Origin of the sequence: Rhizobium sophoriradicis, from assembly GCF_003939025.1 — a bacterium.
Lineage (GTDB): Bacteria > Pseudomonadota > Alphaproteobacteria > Rhizobiales > Rhizobiaceae > Rhizobium > Rhizobium sophoriradicis.
The window spans coordinates 75,840-99,302 of the sequence record NZ_RQIH01000008.1 but is presented as its reverse complement, the minus strand read 5'-3'; the positions used below and the strand labels follow the sequence as shown (position 1 = coordinate 99,302).

The following is a 23,463-nucleotide window of genomic DNA, read 5'->3' as shown; positions in this document are numbered from 1 at the left end:
ATATGAACGAGCGCGCCACCCTCGAGCGAAATCCGGCCGAAAGCGACAGGATCGGCTTCTACGGCAAGCTGCCGAGCCACGGCGATTTCGTTTCGATGGGCCTCGGCCACAGCCTGCAATCCGCACTCGACGCCTGGATGCAGGCCGGGCTGCAGGCGGCGCAGCAGGAGCTCGGCGAGGATTGGAAACGCCGCTTCCGCTCGATGCCGGCATGGCGTTTCATCATCGAGCGCGGTCTCTGGGGGCCGGCAACCGTTGCCGGCGTGCTGCTTCCAAGCCTCGACCGCGTCGGGCGCAGTTTTCCGCTCGTCATCGCCGCGCAGCTTCATGGCTTTGTCGAGCATCCACGCCAGCTCTATCTCGACGACACGTGGTTCACGGCGGCCGAGGCGATCGCCGAAAGCTCGGCCAAGCGGGATTTCGACATCAACCATTTCACCGCAAGCCTGAAGCGGCTGAGGACACTGCGCCCGGCCGACCTGGCGGAAAACGAGATACTGCAGGATAGAGCTTCCAGCCGAGGCACGATCTGGTGGCGGATCGACCCGGATGATCGGCGAGCCAAGGGGTTCGGGGTCGGCGGCGCGCCGGAGCCGGAGCAATTTCCGAAGCTGCTGCGCGACGAGACGCCAGCGACTTCGGCTCCGCCGCAACCTGAACCAGCCGTGGCACCGCGCCATGTTGCCGCCGAACCGCATCCTCCTCTGGTGCTCCGGCACAGTCATGCCACGCATGCGGGAACAAGGCTCACTGTCAACGCCGATGCGCTGCTCGTTTCGGAAACGCCCTCGTTGTTTGCCGTCGCCGATGGCGTCGGCGACGGCAACGCCGCGGCCGAGATCGGCAAGATCGCCGTCCATGTGCTGGCTGAAACCGCCACGCAGCAGACCATCGAAGCGCTGGTTCAGGACATCAAAGGCAAGCTCGGCCGCACCCACGGCCTGCTCCAGTCGGCCTATCTTTCCTCAGATCGCGAGCCGTCGGCCCTCAGCATCGTCGTGCTGGCCGTGCTCGGTGAGAGCTGCGCGCTGCTCTGGGTGGGTGATGCCCGCTGCTACCTCCTGCGCGACGGCATGATGCGCTGCCTTACCCGCGACCATGTGGAGATCGGCCTGCGGCGCACGCTCTCGCGCGCCATCGGCATGCGCGGACATCTCGTTCCCGAAGTCCGCGCCGGCGGATTGCAGGCCGGTGACCGGCTGCTGCTCTGCAGCGCCCCGCTGCCGAACGCCGTCCCCGAGCGGAGCATCGCCGATATTCTCATTTCCGCGAAAATCGAAAAGGCGGCCGATATTCTTGTCCAGGAGGGGCTGATCGCCAATTGTCGCGACAACCTCAGCGCCATCGTGATCGACGTGAAGACCGATGACGCATGATCATCCCGCGTATTTCGAAGAAATCGCCCGACGTTTTTCGCGTCTCTGGCAGGCGTTGAATGAGGGGCCACTCGAGACCCGGAACATCCTGATAGACCGGGTCCGGGACGCGCTCGACCGTGGCGAGGCCCGGCTTCGCGACACGGATTGCGAGACCGTCGCCAACAGCTTCATGCTCGAGACGCTGATCCATGACGGGGCAGCGACCCAGGTCTATCGTGCCCGCCATCGCGATCTCGGAACGTTGCATGTGATCAAGCTGCCGCGGCCCGAACACGCGGATGACCCGGTGCTCAGGAAACTCATGCTGCGCGAGGCCGATATCGGCATGTCTCTCCGCCATCCCCACATTGCCGCGACGCAGACCGTTCTGCGGCTTGACGATGGGCGCCCCGCCCTGGTGATGGAATGGATCGAGAGCCGCCTTGCGGATCTTTTGCAGGAAAGACCGTTATCTCCGCGCGAAATCATCGATGTGATGACTTCGGTGCTTTCCGGCCTGGACGCCATCCATGCCGCCGGCCTCGTGCATTGCGACCTGTCGCCGCTCAACCTTCTGTTCGATGGTGACCTCGCGCATCTCAAGATCGCCGATCTCGGGATCGCGCTGAAGGCCGGATGCCGGCACGAAGAGTTCGATCTTGCCTTTGCCGGCCAGCCGGATTTCGTATCCCCGGAACAGGCGACCGGCGAGCCGGTCGACGGGCGGTGCGACCTCTACGCGGCCGGGCGTCTGCTGTCCCTGCTGCTCAGCTATTGCAGCGGTGAACGCGACGAAAAGTTGGAGGCGTTGGCCGTCCAACTCTCCCAACGCAATCCGCAAGACAGGCCAGAAAATGCAAAGGCCGCCTTGCATCTGCTCGGCGGCCCCGTGGAACGTCCAGTCGATTTTTAGTTGCCGCTCGATCCGGGGATCGGCGCTGCGGCCGTCGGCACGCTCTTCTGGTAGACGTTGAAGAGCTTGGCGAAGTCCACCAGGCTGGCATTGCTGGCGTAGATGATATCGCCGTCCATCATCTGGAAACGCTGCATCAGCGCCAGATTGGAAACATCCTTCATATTGACGCGGTAGATCACCGGCTTGCTGCTGACGACGACCGGCGCGGCGGTCTTGGCATTCGCTGCCGCCAGCTGCGTAGAGACCGGCTGATTGCGCAGCACATAGAAATTGCTGGCATCAGCCCGGTCATCGAGCAGCCCGCCTGCCCGGCCGAGCGCCTGGGCCAGCGTCAGCCGGCCGGGTTCGAATTCGAACTCGCCGACACTCTTGAAGGCGCCGAAGGCGGTGAAGGTCGGTGAATCCTTGTCGACATAGATCTGGTCGTCCGGCAGCAGATAGACATTCTGCTTGCTGTCGTCGATGACGCGCTGCAGCGGCACGGTGGCGCGCTGTTTGCCACGGATCAGCGTGACGGTGGCCGATCCCGGATCGGAGGATGCACCGCCGGCAAGTGCGACTGCGTCGAGCACGCGCTCCTTGCGCGCGGTGAGCGGGAAGCGGCCGGCGGAGCGCACGTCGCCATTGACGGTGACGCCGCTGGAGGGTCTGTCGACCACGGTGACGACAGCCTGCGGATTGACCGCCGAGCCCTTCAGGCCGGTGACGATGCGCGTCTGCAGCGCCTCGGTCGAGGAATCCACCACCCGCTGCTTGCCGATGAAGGGAAGGGTCACGTTGCCGGTCGAATCAACGGTGAAGCGGCCGAGATTGAGGGTCTTGCTCTCAGTCGAGGAGAAAAGCCCATCCTCGCCGGGATCGAGAATCGTCACGTCGATGACGTCGCCACGCCTGAGCTTGGTATCGGCAAATCCGCCCGAGCGCATGGCGCTGAGCCCCAGATCGGAGGAGGCATAGGCAAGCGGGGCGGCCGAAACCGGGCCCATCGGCGCTTCCGACAATCTGACGACCGGGATCCGCTCGTTGGTTTGCGGTGAGGTGGCATTGTAAAAACCACCGGCAGTAGGGCCATCGGATGGCCGGGCGCATGCGCTAAGAACTGCGACAAGGACCAACGGCGCCAGCTTTCGCATCAGGTATCCTTTTGGCAATGTTGAGAGAATCGGAAAATATCAGCGGCAGGAGACCGAGCAATACCAGTTGCACGCGAAAAATCAATTGTGACAGCTCAGAGGCAGTCTGCTGTGACTAATTGGCAACCATATGTATCAACGTGGAACCAGGTCCTACGCTCGTCCCTTCGGTCGAAACCGGTTCTGAACCTATGCGGGTGAGCAAATGGCCGTGCACATCAAACGAATCTACGAAGCGAAAGAAGACAAAGACGGCATCCGCATACTCGTCGACAGGCTCTGGCCGCGCGGGTTGAGCAAGCAGGATGCGTCAGTCGATCTCTGGCTGAAGGAGATCGCGCCGAGCCCGGCGCTGCGTCGCTGGTTCGGCCACGATCCCGCCAAATGGACCGAATTCCAGCGCCGTTACCGGCGCGAACTCGAAAAGAACGCGTCGGCCGTCGAGGAGCTCGAACGCCAGATCGGGAAATCGGACGCGACGCTTCTCTACGCGGCGAAAGACCTGCAGCACAATCACGCTATCGTGCTGCAGCGCTTCCTCGGCAAAGACCGAAGCATCGCGCCCGGCACCGATAAGATGCCGCCCACATAAAATTTCCGGGAACCTTTTCGACCGATCTGCATCCAATGTCTGCTTCCAAAGGCGCGCCACTGCCGCGGAGGCCATTCCGTCACACGACACAAGGAAGACAGATCATGTTGAAACATGTTTTCGGCGCAGCCCTGATAGCGGCCTCGCTCGGCACCGCCGCGGTCGCCGCCGATGCCAAGCCGACCGATCCGCAGATCGCCCATATCGCCTATACGGCAGGCGAGATCGACGTCACTGCCGCGGAACAGGCGCTGAAGAAAAGCAAGAATGCCGAAGTCATCGAATTCGCCAAGACGATGGAGCGCGACCACAAGGCCGTCAATGATCAGGCGCTTGCCCTTGTCAAGAAGCTGAAGGTGACACCTGAAGACAATGCCGTTAGCCAGTCGCTGTCGACACAGGCGAACAAGGAACTGGCGACGCTCGGCGCTCTCGACGGTGCGGCTTTCGACAAGGCCTATGTCGAAAACGAAGTCACCTATCACAAGTCGGTCAACGATGCGCTTGCCAACGTGCTGATCCCCTCCGCTCAGAACAAGGAGTTGAAGTCGCTCCTGGAAACGGGCCTGACCCTCTTTAAACAACACCAGATGCATGCCGAGCATCTTGCTTCGATGATGAAGTAGGCTGGCGATGGACCTGCTGATGAAATCGCTGCTGCTGTTTACGCTGCTCTGGACAGGCAGCGGGGTTGCTGCCGCGGCTGATTATAAGGTCACCATCACAGGCATGAAATTCGGTCCGCCGCCTGCCGAGCTTAAGGTTGGCGACGTGATCGTCTGGCGAAACGATGATATATTCCGGCATACGGCGACGGCTCGCGACAAGAGTTTCGACATCGATCTGCCGCCGAAATCGGAGGGCCGCATGACGATCAGCCGAGCGGGAGCGGTCGATTATTACTGCCGCTTTCATCCCGCCATGACGGGCACACTGGACGTTCGGCCATAGGCCGGACTCCAAAGGAACGACAAAGCAGCCAGGCGTAGTTTCCATGACAGCCATTGCGGTTCCGGCCGCACCACACCGGCCCGACATATCGACGCTTTCCGACGACGACCTCGTGCCGCTGGCAAAAAAGGGCGACGAGCCCGCCATCCGCGCCATCGTTCAACGTCACAACCGGCGCCTGTTCCGGACGGCGAGGGCTGTCATCCGTGACGATGCGGAGGCGGAAGATGTCGTCCAGGCCGCCTATATAAAGGCATTCACCAACCTGGCGGCGTTCCGCGGCGATGCGCAACTGTCGACATGGCTGACCCGCATTGTCCTGAACGAGGCGATGGGTCGCGTGCGAGCGGTCAGGAACACGACCGGGCTTGAGGATATCGACATGCAGAGGGCGTCGCGGGGTGGCGAGGTATTACAGTTTCCTTCCTCTATGTCGGCTACGGATCCGGAAACCGAGCTGTCCAGGAGCCAGGCGAGGCATCTCCTTGAACATGCTGTCGACGAACTCCCGGAAGACTTCCGCGCCGTTTTCGTGCTGCGTGACGTCGAGGGTATGAGCACCGAGGAGGCGGCATCTTGCCTCGGCATAAGAGCTGAAACCATCAAGACCCGGCTGCACCGGGCGCGGAAGATGATGCGGCAATCGATCGAAAAACAGCTCTCCGGCGCATTCGCCGCCCTGTTCCCGTTCGATGGCGCGCGCTGTGCTTTCATGGCCGATCGTATCGTCGCGGCCCTTTGCCACGGGACGTCGGGGACAGATTGACAGTGCCGCTGCGTGGGGGTTGCGGAAAGCGGCCTGCGACGCGTCAGCGCGAGGCAGGCAGCCCGTATAGCTTTTCGATATCGTCGAGCATCAGGTTGGCGGCGACAATCCCGCCGGCCGTATTCCAGACGGCGTCGCTGACGGCGCCGACCTTGCCGGCCTTGACAACAGCAAGATTGTTCCAGAGCGGGTCGGACGTCCAGTCGGCCGCGGCGGCGGCCGTCTTGCCGTCACCGGTGTCATAAACCAGGTAGAAGAGCCGATCGCCTTCGAATTCGGGCGTGCGCTCCTTCGTCACCTCGTCGGCGAATTCCATCCGATCCTGGTTTGCTGGCCGCGCAAAGCCGATCTGGCTCAAAACATTGCCGGCAAAAGTATCCTTCAGCAGAATCCGCGTTCGCCCCGGCATGAAGCGCACGAGCGAGATCTTTTCGGCCTTTTTATCCCCCAGCGCCTTGCTGATCGCGGCGACGCGGTCGTCATAGGCCGTGAAGGCCGCTTCCGCTCCCGGCAGTTTCCCGACGGCGGCGGCATAAAGTTTCATGTTGCCTTTCCAGTCGCTTCTGATTCGTTCGGAAAGGACCGTGGGGGCGATGGCCGAAAGCTGCGAATAAATCTTCTCCTGCCGGAATTTTGTGCCGAGGATGAGATCGGGTTCGAGCGAGGCGATCAGTTCGAGGTTGACGGCCGACTCGTCGCCGACGACGGTTACGCCCTCCATCTGAGGGGCGATGTGGTCGTACCAGGGTTTGCCGAGCCAGGACCGCACGGCACCGACCGGCTTGATGCCCATCGCCAACAGCGCTTCCGTTCCCTCGTTCGTCAGCACGACGATCCTCTTCGGCGCATCAGGGACGTCGGTAACGCCCATGGCATGGGTTACTTCGCGCGCGCCGACCGCCGTTACGGCGATGAGGGACAGAATGGCAGCGAACGCCGCCAGCAGAATGGATTTCGTACGCACACAGGCCTCGAACTTGACAATTGAATGATTTTTCGACCAATCGGTTGGGTCATAAGATGAGATACATTGTCCACTTAAAGTCAAGCTGAAACTCGTGCGCTCTATCCCCCTCTCCACGTCTTCGCGGCCGATGACATTGCTGGCGATCGCCTTGCCGGCGATCCTCATCCTTTTCGTCGCAGCCAGCGTGGCAGTGGGATATCGGCAATATTGGCCGGCTGCGATCTGGAACGCCATCTTCGCTTTCGACGGATCGGAAAGCGCCGTCGTCATCACCACGCTGCGCATCCCCCGGGCTCTTCTTGCGCCGCTCGTCGGCGCCGCTCTCGGTGTCGCCGGCGTCTTGACTCAGACGCTGGCGCGCAATCGCATCGCCTCCCCCGATACGCTCGGCATCAATGCCGGCGCAGCTCTCGCGGTCGTCGCCTCCAGCGTCTGGCTCGGGATCGGCTCGATTGCCGGGATGTCGGTGGCGGCCATTTCGGGCGCACTGGCGACCAGCCTGCTCGTCTTCGGCGTCGCCGCCACTTCGGGAGGCTTCTCGCCGATCCGCATCGTGCTCGTCGGCGTGACCGTCGGCGGTCTGGCATTTTCGATCGTCCAGATCATCCTGACCACCAACGAAGCCCAGCTCAAGGAGCTGCTCTTCTGGCTGACCGGCTCGTTTGCCGACCGGCCGATCGCCTTTGCGATCGGCGGCGCACCCGTGGTCATGGCCGGGCTGGCGGCCGCATGGATGCTCGCGCAGCCGCTCGACGCCCTGCAGGCCGACGATACGACAGCAGCAAATCTCGGCGTGCCGCTCGCCGTCGTGCGCTGGGCCGGCTTCCTGACTGTCTCGCTACTGACGGGAGCCGGCGTCTGCATGGCCGGTCCGGTCGGCTTCGTCGGTTTCGTCGTGCCGCACCTCGCCCGATGGCTCGTCGGCCTCAGCCATCGCCGCCTCATCCTCACCTCGGCACTGATCGGCGCCATCTACACGACTGCGGCCGATATTCTCGCGCGTTTCATCATTTATCCCACTGAGGCTCCGGTCGGCGCGATCACCTCCACCGTCGGCGGCATCACGCTGCTCATCCTGCTTAAACGGAGAGCGGCATGACCTCGCCTGTCCGGCCGCTCGCAGCCTCCAGAACTACTCTGACGCTCGCGGCGATCGTCCTGCTCTTCCTCGCTCTCGCTTCGACCGGCGTGGCATTCGGCTCCACCTGGATCCCGCTTGCCCAGGTTTGGGACGTCCTTCTCGGCGCCGAGGTTCGCGGCAAAACCGTCATCATCCTGCAGTTCCGCCTGCCGCGTGTCGTGATCGCTGCTCTGGCGGGCGGGGGCTTTGCGGTCGCCGGATATCTTCTCCAGCGCGTCACCCGCAACGAACTCGCATCGCCCGGCATATTGGGCGTCGTCGACGGCGCCGCGCTGGCGGTCGTCTGCTTCCTTGCGGCGCTCTCCAATGAGTCGAACGCGCTCGTCACCTCGGTCGCCTATCAGCCCGTCGCAGCGGTTGCCGGATCGATTGCGGCGATCTTCGTCGTCTTCGCCTTTGCCGGCCGCCAGGCGGCGTCGGCGATCCGTCTGCTTCTCTTCGGCACCGCCGTTGCCGCGGTGCTCAAATCATTGACGGTCATCGCCATGCTTGTCCGCCCGGTCTACCAGGCAGGACAGGCCGCCCGCTGGATCGCCGGCGCAGTCAACGAGATCAATTGGAACGAGATCCGGATCACGGCGATCGGCATGCTCCCGCTGACCCTCGTCGTGCTGATCGTCGTCCGCAGGCTGCCGCCGGCCGACCTCGACGAGATGTCGGCCAGAAGCGTCGGCCTCAACTTGCCGAGCTTCCGCATTCAGATCTTCGTCCTTGCCGCGGCCATCTCCGCACTTTCGGCCGCCTTCGTCGGCGGCGTCGGCTTCATCGGCCTGATGGCGCCGCATCTGGCGCGCCGGCTGATCGGACGAGGCGTCCATTTCGGCCTGATCGGCAGCTTCTTCATCGGAGCGTCGATGCTGGTGGGCGCGGATATTATCGTCCGGTTGCTCTTTTCGCCGACGGAGGTGCCTGCCGGAACGGTTCCGGCCGTCATCGGCGCTCCGTATTTCCTCTATCTCCTGATGAGAAACCAGCGCCATGGCTAGTGCGACCCCCACCGGAAACGTCATATCGATCGAAGGGCTGAGCCTGGATTATGGCAAGGTCAACGTCCTGCATTCCCTGTCGCTCGCCATCCCCAGGGGCAAGATCACCGTGCTGGCGGGCGCGAACGGCTGCGGCAAATCCACCCTGCTGAGAGCGATCCGCAGGCTGCACAAGCCCAGCAAGGGCGAGGTCCTCCTTGAGGAACTGAGCCTTCACAGCCTCGGGGAAAAGGCGCTCGCCAGGAAGATCGGGCTCTTGACCCAGAGTCCTTCAGCCCCCGAAGACATGACGGTGCAGGAGCTCGTCCGGCTAGGCCGCTATCCGCACCAGACGCTGCTGCAGCCCTGGAACGCCGGCGACGCGGAGGCGATCGAGCAGGCGATGGCAGGCACCGGCGTCGGGCATCTGCGTGACCGCAGGCTGGGCTCGCTCTCGGGCGGCCAGTTGCAGCGCGCCTGGATCGCCATGGTTCTGGCGCAGGAGACCGACATCATCTGCCTCGATGAGCCGGTCAACCATCTCGACCTCGCCCACCAGCTCGAATGCCTCGAACTGGTCGACCGTCTCAAGCAGCAATTCGGCAGAACCGTGGTCCTCGTCCTGCACGACCTCAATCTCGCAGCGCGCTACGGCGACACGCTGGTTTTTCTCCGGGGCGGCGAGATCGTCGCCACGGGGGCGCCCGCCGATCTGGTCACCGAGGCGATGGTCGCCGACGTCTTCGGGGTGCAGGCAAGGGTCATAACCGATCCCGTTCACGGCCGGCCGCTCTGCATCCCGCTGCGTCTTGCTGGGACGTCATCGGAGTAAGCAAGAACGCGCCGACCGAACATTCCGCTGTCAGCCCTCGATAAACAACTGGCCGAGCTCACCGGTCAATCTGTCGAGTTCGTGCAGAACCCTTTCGATGCGGGCGCGGGCCTGGAGCATCTGGTCAATGTCGGAGCCGCCGGACGGTCCGGCTGCGGTCTGCAGGTCATGAGCATTCGTCGCAATATTGGAGACCGGATTTGGAAACTGGATAATTTCAGCCATTCTCATTCATTATTTTTTCGTTGTGCCTGGGAGGATGGAAACTCTCATGTCTCCAGGATTCGGCGTGTTTCATTGCCAATCGGCGGGAACGTCTTCGCTTTTCATTTCAATGCGTTGCGTTCGTCCCGGCAGCCAGTAAACGCCTTGTCAACCTTAACAAACTCTTACTTTTCCCCTGCGGGCGGCTCAGTCCGGAGCTTTGCTGCGCCGACCGGACAGCATTGCGAAATTCGGATAAGGCAATCGTCAGCTTTGAGAACCGACCGTATCTGCAGCTTAGGAGTTCGGCAAAATGGGAAATCCCCGGCCGCTCGCCTTGCTGCGAGGCGAACTCGCAAGCGGTCGTTCTTTATCCGCGCGGCGTTACAGGCGCCCGCCTGCCGCGGCCCCAGAGGATGAAGGCGGAAAGGCCAAGCAGGATAACGTTGAGCGGCAGGGCCGGCGCTTCGCCGCGGGAGAGATGAAAGATCATCGCAGCGATCTGCAGCAGCACGCAGCCAATCGCCGCAAGCACGGTCAGACGCGGCTGGATGCGGGTCAGGGCCGGCAGCAGGACGCCGACGCCGCCGGCAAAATCGATGATGCCCATGAGCCGTAAAAACCAGGCGGGAACCTGGCCCGGCCAGACCCACATCGCCGCCAATTGATCGACCGGCATGAAGAATTTCATGCAGCCGAACAAGGTGAAAGCGGCGAAGATGAGCACCTGCGCGGACCATATCGCGATCTGCAGCAATCTTCCCGCACGGGGCGCTGGCGAAATGGTCGTAGCATTGGACAACTCGAACCTCCTGAACGATGGCTGGCTGCGGCAGGCAGCCTTGAATTAGCCTTACAGATAAAGCTGGCTACCCATCGTGAAAATCGGTATATTTTCGAAATAATTTATCGACTGGATCGATGAGATATGCAGCCGCATCCGACCTTGGATCAGCTTCACGTATTCCTGACCGTGGTGGAGAAAGGCAGTTTCTCGGCAGCCTCCCGCGCGCTGAACCGCACGCAGTCGGTCATTAGCTATACGATCGCCAATCTCGAAGCACAGCTGCGCGTGGCGCTTTTCAGCCGTTCCGGCACCAAGCGGCCGCAGCTTACGGAGGCCGGCCGATCCGTGCTGGAGGATGCGCGCCGGCTGCTCGGCGACCTCGACCTGATGCGGGCACGCGTGCGCGCTTTGAGCGATGGACTGGAGGCGGAACTCAATGTCGCGATGAGCGCCATCGTGCCGTCGGATATCGTCGTCGACGTGCTGCGCGCCTTCCGCACTCATTATCCGACCGTCTCACTGAACGTGACCGTCGGCACGCTCGGGATCGTCATGGATGCGGTCATGGCAGGAAAGGCCGCCGTCGGCTTCGGCGGTGCCATGGCAACCAGGAACGATCAGATCGTTTTCGAGCGGATCGGCCAGTCGGCGATGATCCCGGTCGCCGCCGCCGACCATCCTCTCGGCATGCTGCGCCGGCCGCTAAACCTTGCCGACGTGCGCGATGAAACCCAGCTCGTCGTCTATGACGCCTCGGGGCTGACCAAGGGCCGCGATTTCAACGTATTTTCGCTCAAGACCTGGCGGGTCAGCGACAATGCAACGAAGCATCTTTTCATCCGCGGCGGACTGGGCTGGGGCGGGCTTCCGGCCTATCTAGTCAAGGACGATCTTGCCGATAGCCGTCTCGTCCATCTCCGGTTTCCTGCCTTCGATCAGGATGAATATCCGATCCACGTGATACGCAACGTTGCAAACCCGCCCGGACCTGCGGCGAGATGGCTGATGGCGGAGCTTCGGACGAGGCTTTCGGGCACGGTCCGAGATCGGGGACGTCAGGACGGCGTCGAACACGGCTCCAGGGAAATCGGCGGCTGAGGGCTAGGGCATCGCGCTTGCGGGAGACTCGCCCATCGAAGAGGCCAGCCGCAGAGCCATGATTTCCATCTTCGGCAGGGCTTTGCTGTAGAGGAAACCTTGCGCGGATGCGCATCCGTGGGCCGCCAGGAAGGCTGCCTGCTCGGCGGTCTCGACGCCTTCGGCCACCACATTTTGGCCGAGGCAGCGCGCGATGGAGAGGATCGCCTTGACAAGTTCCTCGTTACGCTTGTCGGCGCTGTTGATGAAAGAGCGGTCGATCTTCAGCGTGTCGATGGGAAAACGGGCCAGATAGTTCAGCGCCGAATAGCCCGTGCCGAAATCATCGATGGCGATCGAAAATCCCATGCTCCGAAGCTCGGAAAGCATATGCAACGTTTCATCCTTCTGATCCAGAAGCAGGCTTTCGGTGATTTCGATTTCGACCCATTCGGCGCGGCAGCCGGTCTCCTCAAGAATCTCGGCGATAGACTTTATCAAGCCGGCGGACTGGAACTGCTTGACCGACAGGTTGATTGCTACCTTGTGCGGTATCCGGCCGTCGGCATTCAGCTCGGCGGCCGTCTCGCACGCCTCACGCAGCACCCATCGGCCGAGCTCCACGATCAGCCCCGTATCTTCCGCGACCGGAATGAAGCGGAAGGGAGGAACCATGCCCATGTCCGGGTGGCGCCATCTCAACAGGGCCTCGGATCCGATCATGGCGCCGCTGTCCAGGAGCACCTTGGGCTGGTAGTGCAACTCCAATTCACCACGCTCGATGGCACGGCGCAAATCTGATTCCAGCCGCATGCGCTCTTCGGCGCTCGCCGTCAGGTCCTTTGAATAGAAGCGAAAGCTGTTTCGCCCCGAGCGTTTGGCGAGATACATCGCGGAGTCGGCGTATTTCACGAGATCGTTGACGTCGGCGCTGTCATCGGGATAGAGCGCGATGCCGACGCTGCACGAAATGAACACTTCCTTGCCATCCAGCAGAAAGCCTTCCTTGAACCTCTCGAGGATCGTGCCGGCAATCCGGCCGAGGTCGTCGCCCTGACGGATCTCCGGCAGCAGGATCGCGAATTCATCGCCGCCGAGACGGGCGACAGTGTCGTAGTCGCGGACGCTCGCCTTGAGGCGGGCCGCCGCCTGGCAGAGCAGTTCATCGCCGACGGGATGCCCCATCGTATCGTTGACCACCTTGAAGTGGTCGATGTCGATCAGCGCCACGCCGGCCCGCTGACCTCGCGACACGGCTGAAGTGATCATCTGCCGCAGCCGGTCGTTGAACAGCGATCGGTTCGGCAAGGAGGTCAGGGGATCGTAAAAGGCCATCTGGTGGATTTTCTGGCGCGAGACGTTCAATTCGGTAACGTCGCGCGCCACACCGAGAACCCCGACGACGCCTCCCCCTGCATCCATGACCGGCACCTTGCGTGTTTCAAGCAGAACAGATTGCCCGTTCTCCTGAGAAATGACCCATTCCTCATCGCTGAGGATGCATTCTCCAGCCTCGACAGCCGCCTTGTCCGATTCCCGAAAAAACCGCGCCCTTTCGACGTCGAACAGCTCGAAATCGGTTTTCCCGACAACGTCGGCTTCCGCCAATCCGGTCAGCCGCTCGAAGGCGTGGTTGCACAGCAGATAGACACCGTCCATGTCCTTGACCCACACCATATCGGGCATGGTCCGAAGCACGCTGAGCAGCTGCATTCGCACCAGGTTGATGGCGTCTTCCGCCTGCTTCCGCTCGGTAATGTCGCGCGAGAACGCCAGGAGCGTGGTCGCGGCAGCAGGATCGGCACTCGGCCGTCTGGCCACGGAGAGTTCGAACCACCGCCTCTCGCCGTTCGGCAGGGCGATGGAAATGCATCGCCCATAGGCAACGCCCTCCTTGGCGGCCTCGCGCAACGCCTCCATCGCGATGGCGGCCTGATCGGGCGCAAGGACGTCATTGACAGTCCTTCCGAGCAGCATCTCCTTCTGCTGGGCCAGCAGTTCCGGATTTCGTGTCCAGACCTGAAGATACCGGCCGTCCTCATCCACCTCGAAGAGGACATCGGGAATGGCGGTGATGATTCCTTCGGCAAATTCAAGCGCCTTCTTGAGATCCCGCCCCGCCTGCTTGTGCTCGGTAATGTCGACGATGGCGCCGATCACGCCGGCGGCGCCGTTTGCTCCCGACAACACCACCTTGTTGACGACGACATCACGCACCGCACCGCCAGCTGTCGTGATTTTGGTCTCGCAGTGTTGGGCCCCGCCGCTTTCGGGGCAAACATCGTCTTGCGTCAGATGCCATTCCGTATGATGGTGCGGATCGAGATCGGCGTCGGTTTTCCCGATGATCCCATTGCGTGCATGACCAAGCAGACTCTCGAAGGCCTTGTTGCAGCCAAGGTAGCGCCCATGCCGGTTCTTGTAGAAGACCGGAAGCGGAAAGGTGCCGAGCAAGGCCCCGAGCAGGGCCTCCCGATCGACTGCCGCGTCTCGGTCGTGCCCTTCTGTACGGAGGGCCGGCTGGCGAAGCGACTGGGACACGGTCATCATTGATCTTCCTCAACCATGGGCAACAACCGGATGCGTCATCCATCCGGTCGAGAATCTTTAGCAAAGGCCACCCAAATCATTTGAGGGGAAGTTATGGCCTGAGATCGGATGCAAAGACTCCGGTCCGCCGCGACCAAGCATGTCGGCTTGGCATCGGATATTGCGGCCAGAAAATTAAGAGATGGCTGTGGTCTCCGGCAGCTCAGCAAATTTCGTCGCGCGAAGCGGATCGCGTCGACGCAATATGGATACTCATAATTTCTCGTCTTCTCCGGCAACACTGCCTTGCCTGTCGTGGTCTACCTTGCGTTTTGTTTAAACGGCACGTCCGAAAAGGCCTAGGTTTGGAAATCAGGTAGGCAATTATCCGGAATCCGAACCCTCTGGCCAGATCACGACGATTTCGTATGGGCCTGTGGCAAGGACCTGGTTTCGTTGCATTTTTTTACGCTTCTTAAACCAGGGAACGACAAGCTGGGCCACCGAACGAGGTGCTGCTTGTACTTCTCCGCCATGAAGACGGGTTCAGAGACGAGCCAAAAATCCGCGTTGTTCGACAGCGCGTTCAGAGGTGGAAATGTTTGATAGTACGCATGCCTATGACCATCAATCCAGAGGCAGTACAGCGGGCGCGATCGCGATGCTGAATATCCTCGCCCCCTGGAATAGCTGACCGCGGATCGCGCCGCCCTGGCTTGCTCAAAGCTCCCACAAGATGTCGCCGGCTGGACGTCGATCACGAGATCGGTCCAAGGCAGGCGGCGATCTGAACTCCATTCTCCCGGCGCGCCGCACCCGACGCGCAGGACCGGGCCATGATGGCCGATCTCTTGCAAATGATTGTGAAGCAGTTGTCCCGGAGGCCGTTCGGCCTGTCTTGTTTTGATGAAGCGCGAATGGTGGGGTTCGGATTTGGAAAATACAGTGATGCCGGCCGGTGAGTCCCATTCCTCCGTAGCGAAATATATCCGCTCCATCGGGCGCCATTACGTCCTCGCCGTCGTGGTCATGACAGTTCTGATCGGGTCAACCTTCCTGACGGTCAAGGTGGCTCTCGATCGCCATTCGCTGCAGCAGAACATCAGCTATGTGATCGGACGCCAATTCATCCGCTTCCAGCAACTGGCCACCCAGACGCGCGCCATCATGCGCGCTTCGGCCGACCCGAATATGCCTGAATATGTTATCAGGCCGATGGTCGAGGACGTTCAGAGGGCAATCGACGACATCCACTCCATGAGCGTGGAGTTGAAGGGGCTGAATACGCAGGTCGAGGCGAACCTTCTGGAACTGCTGAACGGACAGGACGGCGCGTCCGAGAAATTGCGGCGCGAACTCGACGGACGGTTGGAGGATTTCCTTCAGAGGGCCGAACGCGTCGTGTCAGCAAAACTGCAGGATCGACGGGAACGTTACAGCTTCTGGGGACCAATCGACTTTGCCGTTTCCTCGGACAGCACGCTGATGCGTCAGTTCAGCGCCTTGATCGAGAGCGCGCATGACCGGAGCGATGTCAGCATCGATCACACGCGCCTTATCAGTGCCGTGCTGCTCAGCCTCACCGCCGCGACGCTCATCCTTGCGACCCTCATCCTTTTCATACCGCTCCTCGTCAAATTGCGCACCGAACACCGCCGGACCCTGGATTTCGAGATCAAGCTGACGCATCTGGCGCATACCGATACCTTGACGGGCCTTGGCAACCGATCGTCGTTCAACGAGGCGCTGAACGGGCTGTTTGGCTCCCTTGAGCGGACGGGGGCAGGCTTTTCCATGCTGTTGGTCGACCTCGACCACTTTAAGGCCACCAATGACAGTTTTGGTCATCCGGCGGGAGATGCGGTTCTGAGCCATGTCGCGCGCGCGCTGCAGAAGACGTTCCGGTCCGGCGATATCGTCGCGCGGCTTGGCGGCGACGAGTTCGCCGCACTGCTTCCGGGCATTTCAGATGCGGCGACGCTGGAAGGAATTGCCGGGCGCGCAGTCGCAGCCATTGCGACGGAATGCCAGTTCGAGGGCCGGTCGCTGCCGGTTTCGGCCAGCCTCGGCGGCGCGGTCGTGCCGGGCCATGCCTCAGACGAGGCGACCCTCATGCGCGTTGCCGATCTGGCGCTTTATGCCGCAAAGGCCAAGCGCAATACCGCCGTCATTTTCGACGAAAGCTCCTTCGCCCAGCGTCTGGAGCAGAACCGGCTTGCGAGCGCCCTCGCCTTCGCCGCCGATCGCGACGAGTTCGTCGTCTACTACCAGCAGAAGGTCAACCTGCAGACCAGCAGGCACCTCGGCTTCGAGGCATTGGTGCGCTGGCGTCATCCCCAGCTCGGCATTCTACCGCCGGGACGCTTCCTGCCGCTTATGGAAGGTCACCTTATACAGGGGATGACGCGCTGTATCGTCAACACCGTCGCCCGCGACCTCAGAGCATGGCAGGCAGCCGGGCTCAGCGTGGGATCGGTCGCCATCAATCTGCCGGAGGCCCTGCTGGTCGGCGATGACGGTTACGACCTTATCGCCGCGGCGGTCGAAGCAAACCGGCTCGACTGGCTCGATTTTTCCATCGAGATCACTGAAGACGTCTTTCTCAATCGCGGCGCCAATCAGATCGCCGAGACCATCTCCCGCTTCCGCAAGCATGGAGTTTCGGTCTCGCTCGACGATTTCGGCACCGGCTTTGCGTCGCTCGTCCATCTGCGTGACTTCCCCTTCGACGAACTGAAGATCGACCGCAGCTTCGTTGCCGAAATCGGCAAGGATGTCCGATCGGAACAGATCGTCAGGGCGATCATCGATCTGGCGCGCAACCTCGGCAAACGGTGCGTGGCGGAAGGCATCGAGGAGGAGGTCCAGCGGGACTTCCTCCTGCATGCGGGTTGCGACATCGGCCAGGGTTATCTGTTCGGCAAACCGGAACCGGCCCTCGTGGCGGAACGATTGGTTCGCCGGCCGCCGGTGCGCGGAATATCAGGGCGATCCCGCAAATCGCCGGCTGTAATGGTCTCCTGAACCGCGCTGCACGGGCACGGGGCGGCACAATCATCGACGAAAGAGGAAATCGAATGAGACGGGCAATCATACGGACGTGGCTCGCCACGACCCTGGCGACGGTAGCTCCTGTGGCGCAGGCTTTCGCGGCAGAGGGCATGGCGGTGGACGTCGTGCATTTCTGGGTGTCTAAAAGCGAGGCGGCGGCGCTCGATGTTTACCGCAAGGCCTGGGCAGCGGCCGGCAACCAATGGGTCGACATGCCGGCGGAGAATAAGGTCGCGGTCCAGCGGGTCGTGAGCGACCGCATTGCCAACGGATATGCGCCGGCTGTGATGCAGTGGAATGCCAACGAAGGATCACGCGAACTGCCGGAAATGGGCATCGTGCTCGATATAGACGATGTCACCCAGGCGGATCACTGGCGCGATGTCATTCCCGCGACGGTGTTCGACCGAATCTCCTCCAAGGGAAAGGTTTATTTTGCGCCGACCAATATCCATGCCGAGAACTGGCTGTGGACGAGCACGGCGGCATTGGCCGAAGCGGGAGTGAAGACGCCGCAGACCTGGGACGAGCTTTTCGATGCGGCCGATAAAATCCAGGCGACGGGACGCCGGGCGATCGCGCTCGGCGGCGCCCGATGGGAGGTGTCGCTCATCTTCAACGACATCGTCTATCACAAGTTCGGGCCGGAAGGTTATGCCCGGCTGATGAGCGGCGATGCAGAACTGGTGCAGGACCCGCGCATGATCGAGGCGCTGGATATGCTGCTGCGCCTGTCCGATTATGTGGAGCCGATCGAACAGCGAAAAGACAAGACATGGGCTGATGCGGCTGCGGCGGTCGGCCAGGGCAAGGCCGGCATGCAGTTCATGGGCGACTGGGCCAAGGGCGAACTTGCGGCGCGCGGCTACAGCGTCGACAAGGATTTCGACTGCAGCCTCGTTCCCGGCACCTCCATCGCCTATTTCATGGTGATCGATGCCTTCGCCTTTCCGCTGACCAGCCGGGAAGGCACAGCGCAAGCGCAGCAGGCTTTCGCGCGCATGGTGCTCGATCGGGACAACCAGGTTGCCTTCAGCCGGATCAAGGGCTCTTTGCCCGTCCGCACCGATGTCGATCCATCAGGACTCGATCGCTGCGGCAAACTTGGATTGGAGATGATCAAGGCGCATAAGGGCGAAGTCAGCGCCCAGTCCCAGGCCATGCCGACCCAGATGTCGGAAGGCTGGATCGCCGTGGTCGGCGACTTCTTCAACAACAGGAACATGTCGCCGCACGAGGTTCAGAAGCGCCTGCACGATCTGCTGATGCAGCGCTGAAGGCAACGGAAGGCCGGTACCGCAGTACGGCACGAATATCCATGATTCGCAGAGATGTACGATAAGCGCAGCAAACAGCCCGCCGCCAGTCCGCTGGTCGCTGGAACTCACAAGATTTAACAAAGACTTAAGCTTCGTTGAAACATCTTGCCATCACGATTTTATTTCCGGGCGTTTGGTGGTTTTTTGAAGTCAGTTTTTTCATCTTCATTGGGTCGATGCTTGCACACGCTTCGCGGTTTCGGAACGGACAGAACCGGCAATGTCGCGATCGTCGTTGCCCTCAGCCTGGTGCCGATGCTCGTCGCAGTCGGCGCAAGTTTCGACTACATCCGCAGCTACAATGTCCGGCAGAGGATGCAGAGCGACCTCGATGCAGCCCTGATCGCCGCGGTCAAACAGATCGACAATGTCGAGGACGCGGACACTCTCAAGAAGAAGGTTTCCGACTGGTTCCACGCACAGGTGGACAACAGCTATTCGTTGGGTGAGATCGAGATCGATACGGCCAACCACAACATCACGGCGACGGCGAGCGGTACCGTTCCGACCACCTTCATGAAGATCGCCAACATCGAGAGCGTCGACGTCAGCGTGGCGAGCGCCGTCAAGGGACCGGCCACCTCCTATCTCAACGTCTATATCGTCATCGACACCTCGCCCTCGATGCTCCTGGCGGCGACGACATCGGGCCAGGCGACGATGTATGCCGGCATCGGATGCCAGTTCGCCTGCCACACTGGCGACGCGCACACGATCGGCAAGAAGAAATATGCCAACAACTATGAATACAGCTCGGAAAAGAAGATAAAACTGCGTGCCGATGTCGCCGGCGACGCGGTCCGCGAAGTGCTCGACATGATCGACGAATCCGACGCCAATCATGAACGGATCAAGGTCGGACTCTACAGCCTGGGAGATACGCTCACCGAAGTTCTGACCCCGACGCTGAGCACGGATACGGCGCGTACCCGCTTGGCGGACGCGAGCTACGGCCTCACCAGCTCGACCTCGAAGGCCGCCACCTATTTCGACGTATCGCTTGCAACGCTCAAGCAGAAAGTCGGCGCCGGAGGGGACGGATCCACCTCAGGCTCGCCGCTCAAGCTGGTTCTCCTGCTGACGGACGGCGTGCAGTCGCAGCGCGAATGGGTCACCGACGGAGTGGTATGGAGCAAGGGAAAGGCGATTCCCGGCTCATACTGGAATAAGGTGGCGCCGCTTAATCCCGAGTGGTGCGGCTATCTGAAGAACCAGTCCAATACGATGGCGGTGCTCTATACCGAATATCTGCCGATCACTTCGGACTGGGGCTACAACGCCACCGTCGGCTCGACCATGGCCAGCGCCAACTGGAAGAGCACCTGGGGCGGCACCATGGACAGCGGCGTTTCGAGCAGCATCACGCGGCGGGATTACATCCCCTATGCGCTTGCCGGCTGCGCATCGTCGAAGAGCCTGTTCATCTCGGCATCGTCGTCGTCTGAGATCACGGAAGGCCTGTCGACGCTCTTTACCCAGTATCTCTCTTCCGTCCGGCTGACTCAATGACCGCAAGAAAACGCTTTGCGCCGTTTCGCCGCCTGCTCGGCGATCGCAAGGGGGTGGCCGCGATCGAATTTGCGATCCTGGCCCTGCCGCTCTTCATCATGATATTCGGCATTATTGAAGTGTCGCTGATGTTCTTCGTCAACTCCGCGCTGGACGCTTCGGTTCACAAGATCTCCCGGATGATCCGCACCGGCGAGGTCGCCTCGTCCAAGATCACACTGGCCGGATTCAAGAGCAGGATCTGCGACGACATGCTTCTGGCCTTCAGCTGCTCCAGCGGTCTCGTCGTCAAGGTCAGCGTGCTTTCCGACTTGTCTTCCGCCACCAGCGCCGATCCTATCGACAACAGCGGCAAGCTCACCGTCACCGAGACCTACGATATCGGCAAGGGCAGCGACTACATTCTGGTGCAGGCATTCCTGCCCTGGGGAGCCACGGTCAACTTCTTCAGCCTGTCGAGCGCCAAGCTTTCCGACGGCAGCTATCTCCTCGGATCGTCCGCTCTGTTCCGCAACGAGCCCTTCTGACATGATGATGAAACGAAGCCTCCCCCTTATCAGCTTCATCATGTCCCGTATCCGCCGGCTCGCTCGCGACCGTTCGGCGGCTTCCGGCGTGGAATTCGCATTGGTGCTGCCGATCCTGATCGTGTTGCTGTTCGGCACCGTCGATCTCGGCCATGCCCTGACCGTCAGCCGCAAGATAGACGAGATCGCTTCCAGCACGAGCGACATGATCGCCCAGCAGAGCACCTGGGCGAAGACCGACGTCACTAAGCTTCTCTCCGGCGCAAGCTTCATCCTGCAGCCCTATGAAACCACTGGGCTGACCATTATGGTCACGGTCAACGATGTCGACAACAGCGGCAAGGCAACCGTCAACTGGTCGGCCGCGTTCAACACCTCGCCGCTTGCTTCCGGCACGGCAAGCGCCATCGACATACCGAAAAAGATACAGGAGACCGGGGTGCAGGTGGTGCTGACCCGCGTGCAATATCGATTGACGACGCCCGTCTCGGCATTCTTTTCAAACTTCACGGGAATGGACAGCTACAGCTTCGACCACCATTTCTTCACGCGTCCCAGGGTCAGCGACACGATCAAATACAATTGAGCCGCAGGCTGCCCGCCATTCAGATCATTGTCGCCGGGCCGACAATGATGCATTGCTTCGGCCGCTCGGCGGGATCGGCTTTTCCAGTGAATCGCAATGCATGATCGTGAATATGAGGAACTTGAAATGACGGCAGGAAGAGGTTCCGGCGGCATACGGCAATTGTCTGCCGTCGTGCCGATCTTGCTGGCCGCGATCGCGAGTTCCCATGCTGTCGTCGACACTGCTCATGCGCGCAATCTGTTGCAGCTCAATCTCGACGGGCCGAAGAAGCCCCGGCTCTGGCTGCGCAGCTACGACTATCACTACAGCCTTTACTGAGTGGAACGAGGCTCACCCGGCGAGCTTGACGATGCCGTAGGGATTGAACTTGAACTCGTCCACTTCATAGGTGGAATCGAACGAGAGCCTGGCCCCGCGCGCCTTGAGCGTCGGATCGAGCCCCTGCTCGCCAATCTCGTCGGCAACCGCATCCATAATGGCAACGACCTTCCTTTCACTGCCGGCGGTCTCCGGCACATAGACTTCCGGCAACCCGACGAGATGGAAGCCGACACTCTCCAGATATCCCCGCGCCGAGAGCGGCCGCTTGGCGAAAGCGAGCCGGCCGATGCGCTGCTGGGCGAGCGGATCTGCCGCTTTCACCGCCTCCGCACCTTGGCCGATCAGCGCTCTCCATCGATCGAGGCCATGGGCGATGCCGGCGCTTTCGCCTTTGACCGCCACCGCTCCCGCCGCGATCAGTCGCTCGACGAGACGCAGCGCGGTCATCGACACCTTCACCGTCTCCGCCTGCGCCATGCTCGGCCCGAGCACATAGAGGACGGACTGATGATCGGCGACGGCTTTCTCATCCGCCTCGTTCCACACATCGGCCTCGACCCGATCCCAGCAGACATCGAACGATCGGCTCATGCGATCATCCGGTTCTGCCTGCGAATATTCCTCGTCGACGCTGAATCCATCGGCGAAGTCCCGAATCGCTTGGGCTGCTGCCTCGGACAAGCGGCTGAGGTCGCGATCCTTCCCGAGGAAACACAGAACATGCCGGGGCGTCACCGAGGACGCCTCCTCCCGGATCGCCGATTCCGGGCTCGCTTCCCCGGCGAAAGCCGGTTTCCAGCCGATCATGGCCCACAAGGACCCCAAGAGCGAGCGACGCAGGATATGCAAGATCGATGCCTCCGTTCGGTCGTATGTTTACAGCCTCCGCTTGTAAACATAAGACGCCCGAAACGAAAGCGGGATCATCGCCGCAGGCGATGCGGGCAGCGCCCGCAAGGCGGACGTGATCAACTTCGAAAGTGTCCGGCGCTCCACTTTTGCTGTGCGCTAAGCGCGCGGTTCCACTCGTCGGCTCCAGCCGCTTCTGTTATTCTTTGTCGGCTGCGTGTCGACTGACGACCATGTGTGTCAACAGCGTGTCGACCAAATCGGACCGCTGCGGGCTGCGGAGTAAAAAGGTGATGATCAACAGCATTGGCTTTGTCGGCACCGGCGCGATCACCGAAGCGATGGTTCGCGGGCTTCTGGCCGCACCGGCCTACGCCTCCGAGATCCACGTATCGCCGCGGAGCGCGCACATTGCCGCGACATTGGCCCAGGAGTTCGCCGCCGTCAGGATCGCCGGGGACAACCAGACTGTCGTCGATCGCAGCGACATGGTGTTCCTGGCGATCCGGCCGCAGATCGCCGAGGAGGTCGTACGGGCGCTTTCGTTCAGAACCGGCCAGGTGGTCGTCAGCCTCGTTGCAGCGACCGAGCGCCAGGCGCTTCTCCATTGGATCGGCACCGACGTGCACCTCGTCCAGGCCATCCCCCTGCCCTTCGTCGCGCAGCGCCAAGGCGTCACCGCCATTCTCCCGCCCGATGCCGCCGTCGCGGCGCTGTTCGATACGCTCGGAACCGCCGTCCAGTGCCAGTCGAAAAAGGAATACGATCTGCTCGCGGCGGCGAGCGCAATGATGTCGACCTATTTCGGCATCATGGAAACCGTAGCCGTCTGGCTGGAAAAAAGCGGCCTGGAAAGGCCGAAAGCAAATGCCTACATCGCGCCGCTTTTCGCAAGTCTGGCGCAGAAGGCCAACAGCCCAGGCACCGAGCCGTTCAGCGCGCTGAGCCGCGAATTCGCCACCAAGGGCGGATTGAACGAGCAGGTTCTTTCCGACGTCGACAAGCAGGGCGGCCTTGCTGCGCTGACCGCAGCGCTCGATGGCGTGCTCGCTCGCATCGAGGGCCGCAACAACTGAAGCG

General features: G+C 61.6%; 24 protein-coding genes. 18 read left to right on the top strand and 6 right to left on the bottom strand.

The genetic code is table 11. From position 1 onward, the window contains the following. Nucleotides 1-2: 2 nt before the first annotated feature. Together tagF and EFR00_RS14985 are read left to right on the top strand one after the other, a co-directional pair. Nucleotides 3-1,376, top strand: a complete 1,374-nt coding sequence (gene tagF / locus EFR00_RS14990) for a type VI secretion system-associated protein TagF (RefSeq protein ID WP_077989000.1) — start codon at nt 3-5, stop codon at nt 1,374-1,376. Then, nucleotides 1,366-2,271, top strand: a complete 906-nt coding sequence (locus tag EFR00_RS14985) for a serine/threonine-protein kinase (protein WP_077988999.1) — start codon at nt 1,366-1,368, stop codon at nt 2,269-2,271. The genes tagF and EFR00_RS14985 overlap by 11 nt, the downstream gene beginning before the upstream one ends. Here the strand turns inward: EFR00_RS14985 and EFR00_RS14980 are convergent. After that, nucleotides 2,268-3,407: a polysaccharide biosynthesis/export family protein gene (locus EFR00_RS14980; RefSeq protein ID WP_077988998.1), complete on the bottom strand. Its 1,140-nt coding sequence runs from the start codon at nt 3,405-3,407 to the stop codon at nt 2,268-2,270. The genes EFR00_RS14985 and EFR00_RS14980 overlap by 4 nt on opposite strands. Before the next feature lie 205 nt (nt 3,408-3,612). On the opposite strand from EFR00_RS14980, the gene EFR00_RS14975 reads away from it, so the two are divergent. From EFR00_RS14975 to EFR00_RS14960, 4 genes are all read left to right on the top strand, one after another. After that, the gene (locus EFR00_RS14975; protein WP_077988997.1) at nt 3,613-3,999 is read left to right on the top strand and encodes a DUF488 domain-containing protein; all 387 of its coding nucleotides are present in this window, start codon (nt 3,613-3,615) and stop codon (nt 3,997-3,999) included. Nucleotides 4,000-4,103: 104 nt separating this feature from the next. Next, nucleotides 4,104-4,625, top strand: coding sequence for a DUF4142 domain-containing protein (locus EFR00_RS14970; RefSeq protein WP_009996512.1), 522 nt, complete (start codon nt 4,104-4,106; stop codon nt 4,623-4,625). 7 nt (nt 4,626-4,632) lie between these two features. After that, a complete protein-coding gene (locus tag EFR00_RS14965; protein WP_009996511.1) occupies nt 4,633-4,950 on the top strand; it encodes a cupredoxin domain-containing protein in 318 nt (105 codons plus the stop codon). Nucleotides 4,951-4,993: 43 nt separating this feature from the next. Next, complete coding sequence (locus tag EFR00_RS14960; RefSeq protein WP_077988996.1) at nt 4,994-5,716, top strand: RNA polymerase sigma factor; 723 nt, start codon at nt 4,994-4,996, stop codon at nt 5,714-5,716. Between the two features lie 43 nt (nt 5,717-5,759). Here EFR00_RS14960 and EFR00_RS14955 read toward each other — a convergent pair whose 3' ends face one another. After that, the gene (locus EFR00_RS14955; protein WP_245345100.1) at nt 5,760-6,680 is read right to left on the bottom strand and encodes an ABC transporter substrate-binding protein; all 921 of its coding nucleotides are present in this window, start codon (nt 6,678-6,680) and stop codon (nt 5,760-5,762) included. A 94-nt stretch (nt 6,681-6,774) separates the two neighbouring features. On the opposite strand from EFR00_RS14955, the gene EFR00_RS14950 reads away from it, so the two are divergent. Genes EFR00_RS14950 through EFR00_RS14940 form a run of 3 tightly spaced genes read left to right on the top strand, consistent with a single transcriptional unit; the run spans nt 6,775 to nt 9,621 of the window. Next, nucleotides 6,775-7,782, top strand: coding sequence for a FecCD family ABC transporter permease (locus tag EFR00_RS14950; protein ID WP_245345101.1), 1,008 nt, complete (start codon nt 6,775-6,777; stop codon nt 7,780-7,782). Then, on the top strand, nt 7,779-8,810 hold the full coding sequence (locus EFR00_RS14945) for a FecCD family ABC transporter permease (RefSeq protein WP_077988993.1): 1,032 nt from the start codon (nt 7,779-7,781) through the stop codon (nt 8,808-8,810). Before EFR00_RS14950 ends, EFR00_RS14945 begins: the two co-directional genes overlap by 4 nt. Next, nucleotides 8,803-9,621, top strand: coding sequence for an ABC transporter ATP-binding protein (locus EFR00_RS14940; protein WP_077988992.1), 819 nt, complete (start codon nt 8,803-8,805; stop codon nt 9,619-9,621). Before EFR00_RS14945 ends, EFR00_RS14940 begins: the two co-directional genes overlap by 8 nt. A gap of 30 nt (nt 9,622-9,651) precedes the next feature. Here EFR00_RS14940 and EFR00_RS14935 read toward each other — a convergent pair whose 3' ends face one another. Then, a complete protein-coding gene (locus tag EFR00_RS14935; RefSeq protein ID WP_010058939.1) occupies nt 9,652-9,846 on the bottom strand; it encodes a hypothetical protein in 195 nt (64 codons plus the stop codon). Between the two features lie 349 nt (nt 9,847-10,195). After that, nucleotides 10,196-10,627: a DoxX family protein gene (locus EFR00_RS14925; RefSeq protein WP_077988990.1), complete on the bottom strand. Its 432-nt coding sequence runs from the start codon at nt 10,625-10,627 to the stop codon at nt 10,196-10,198. Nucleotides 10,628-10,753: 126 nt separating this feature from the next. Here EFR00_RS14925 and EFR00_RS14920 point away from each other — a divergent pair, with 126 nt between their 5' ends. Next, nucleotides 10,754-11,710 carry a LysR family transcriptional regulator gene (locus tag EFR00_RS14920; protein ID WP_077988989.1) on the top strand — a complete coding sequence of 319 codons (957 nt, stop codon included), beginning with the start codon at nt 10,754-10,756 and terminating at the stop codon, nt 11,708-11,710. A gap of 3 nt (nt 11,711-11,713) precedes the next feature. Here EFR00_RS14920 and EFR00_RS14915 read toward each other — a convergent pair whose 3' ends face one another. After that, nucleotides 11,714-14,239 carry a sensor domain-containing protein gene (locus EFR00_RS14915; RefSeq protein WP_077988988.1) on the bottom strand — a complete coding sequence of 842 codons (2,526 nt, stop codon included), beginning with the start codon at nt 14,237-14,239 and terminating at the stop codon, nt 11,714-11,716. Between the two features lie 815 nt (nt 14,240-15,054). Here EFR00_RS14915 and EFR00_RS33900 point away from each other — a divergent pair. The 7 genes from EFR00_RS33900 to EFR00_RS14885 all read left to right on the top strand — a co-directional run bounded on the left by EFR00_RS33900 (nt 15,055) and on the right by EFR00_RS14885 (nt 21,531). Beyond that, on the top strand, nt 15,055-15,180 hold the full coding sequence (locus tag EFR00_RS33900; RefSeq protein WP_280950831.1) for a hypothetical protein: 126 nt from the start codon (nt 15,055-15,057) through the stop codon (nt 15,178-15,180). After that, nucleotides 15,167-17,242 (top strand): putative bifunctional diguanylate cyclase/phosphodiesterase, encoded by a 2,076-nt coding sequence (locus EFR00_RS14910; protein WP_245435260.1) that lies wholly within the window; start codon nt 15,167-15,169, stop codon nt 17,240-17,242. Before EFR00_RS33900 ends, EFR00_RS14910 begins: the two co-directional genes overlap by 14 nt. A 53-nt stretch (nt 17,243-17,295) precedes the next feature. After that, nucleotides 17,296-18,546, top strand: coding sequence for an ABC transporter substrate-binding protein (locus EFR00_RS14905; protein WP_077988986.1), 1,251 nt, complete (start codon nt 17,296-17,298; stop codon nt 18,544-18,546). Nucleotides 18,547-18,732: 186 nt separating this feature from the next. Next, complete coding sequence (locus tag EFR00_RS14900; RefSeq protein WP_077988985.1) at nt 18,733-20,097, top strand: TadE/TadG family type IV pilus assembly protein; 1,365 nt, start codon at nt 18,733-18,735, stop codon at nt 20,095-20,097. Further along, nucleotides 20,094-20,624, top strand: coding sequence for a TadE/TadG family type IV pilus assembly protein (locus tag EFR00_RS14895; protein WP_077988984.1), 531 nt, complete (start codon nt 20,094-20,096; stop codon nt 20,622-20,624). Before EFR00_RS14900 ends, EFR00_RS14895 begins: the two co-directional genes overlap by 4 nt. Nucleotide 20,625: 1 nt before the next feature. After that, nucleotides 20,626-21,210: a TadE/TadG family type IV pilus assembly protein gene (locus EFR00_RS14890; protein ID WP_077988983.1), complete on the top strand. Its 585-nt coding sequence runs from the start codon at nt 20,626-20,628 to the stop codon at nt 21,208-21,210. A gap of 126 nt (nt 21,211-21,336) precedes the next feature. Further along, nucleotides 21,337-21,531: a hypothetical protein gene (locus tag EFR00_RS14885; protein ID WP_096764145.1), complete on the top strand. Its 195-nt coding sequence runs from the start codon at nt 21,337-21,339 to the stop codon at nt 21,529-21,531. A 12-nt stretch (nt 21,532-21,543) separates the two neighbouring features. On the opposite strand, the gene EFR00_RS14880 is transcribed toward EFR00_RS14885, so the two are convergent. Beyond that, complete coding sequence (locus EFR00_RS14880; protein WP_077988981.1) at nt 21,544-22,383, bottom strand: hypothetical protein; 840 nt, start codon at nt 22,381-22,383, stop codon at nt 21,544-21,546. A gap of 290 nt (nt 22,384-22,673) precedes the next feature. Here EFR00_RS14880 and EFR00_RS14875 point away from each other — a divergent pair, with 290 nt between their 5' ends. Then, complete coding sequence (locus EFR00_RS14875; protein WP_086156624.1) at nt 22,674-23,459, top strand: pyrroline-5-carboxylate reductase; 786 nt, start codon at nt 22,674-22,676, stop codon at nt 23,457-23,459. Nucleotides 23,460-23,463: the final 4 nt, after the last annotated feature.

Bases quoted from the DNA above. Each gene is read 5' to 3' on its own strand.
- tagF (WP_077989000.1), top strand. From the start codon at position 3: ATGAACGAGCGCGCCACCCTCGAGCGAAATCCGGCCGAAAGCGACAGG.
- EFR00_RS14985 (WP_077988999.1), top strand. From the start codon at position 1,366: ATGACGCATGATCATCCCGCGTATTTCGAAGAAATCGCCCGACGTTTT.
- EFR00_RS14980 (WP_077988998.1), bottom strand. From the start codon at position 3,407: ATGCGAAAGCTGGCGCCGTTGGTCCTTGTCGCAGTTCTTAGCGCATGC.
- EFR00_RS14975 (WP_077988997.1), top strand. From the start codon at position 3,613: ATGGCCGTGCACATCAAACGAATCTACGAAGCGAAAGAAGACAAAGAC.
- EFR00_RS14970 (WP_009996512.1), top strand. From the start codon at position 4,104: ATGTTGAAACATGTTTTCGGCGCAGCCCTGATAGCGGCCTCGCTCGGC.
- EFR00_RS14965 (WP_009996511.1), top strand. From the start codon at position 4,633: ATGGACCTGCTGATGAAATCGCTGCTGCTGTTTACGCTGCTCTGGACA.
- EFR00_RS14960 (WP_077988996.1), top strand. From the start codon at position 4,994: ATGACAGCCATTGCGGTTCCGGCCGCACCACACCGGCCCGACATATCG.
- EFR00_RS14945 (WP_077988993.1), top strand. From the start codon at position 7,779: ATGACCTCGCCTGTCCGGCCGCTCGCAGCCTCCAGAACTACTCTGACG.
- EFR00_RS14940 (WP_077988992.1), top strand. From the start codon at position 8,803: ATGGCTAGTGCGACCCCCACCGGAAACGTCATATCGATCGAAGGGCTG.
- EFR00_RS14935 (WP_010058939.1), bottom strand. From the start codon at position 9,846: ATGGCTGAAATTATCCAGTTTCCAAATCCGGTCTCCAATATTGCGACG.
- EFR00_RS14920 (WP_077988989.1), top strand. From the start codon at position 10,754: ATGCAGCCGCATCCGACCTTGGATCAGCTTCACGTATTCCTGACCGTG.
- EFR00_RS14915 (WP_077988988.1), bottom strand. From the start codon at position 14,239: ATGATGACCGTGTCCCAGTCGCTTCGCCAGCCGGCCCTCCGTACAGAA.
- EFR00_RS33900 (WP_280950831.1), top strand. From the start codon at position 15,055: ATGATGGCCGATCTCTTGCAAATGATTGTGAAGCAGTTGTCCCGGAGG.
- EFR00_RS14910 (WP_245435260.1), top strand. From the start codon at position 15,167: ATGCCGGCCGGTGAGTCCCATTCCTCCGTAGCGAAATATATCCGCTCC.
- EFR00_RS14905 (WP_077988986.1), top strand. From the start codon at position 17,296: ATGAGACGGGCAATCATACGGACGTGGCTCGCCACGACCCTGGCGACG.
- EFR00_RS14895 (WP_077988984.1), top strand. From the start codon at position 20,094: ATGACCGCAAGAAAACGCTTTGCGCCGTTTCGCCGCCTGCTCGGCGAT.
- EFR00_RS14890 (WP_077988983.1), top strand. From the start codon at position 20,626: ATGATGATGAAACGAAGCCTCCCCCTTATCAGCTTCATCATGTCCCGT.
- EFR00_RS14885 (WP_096764145.1), top strand. From the start codon at position 21,337: ATGACGGCAGGAAGAGGTTCCGGCGGCATACGGCAATTGTCTGCCGTC.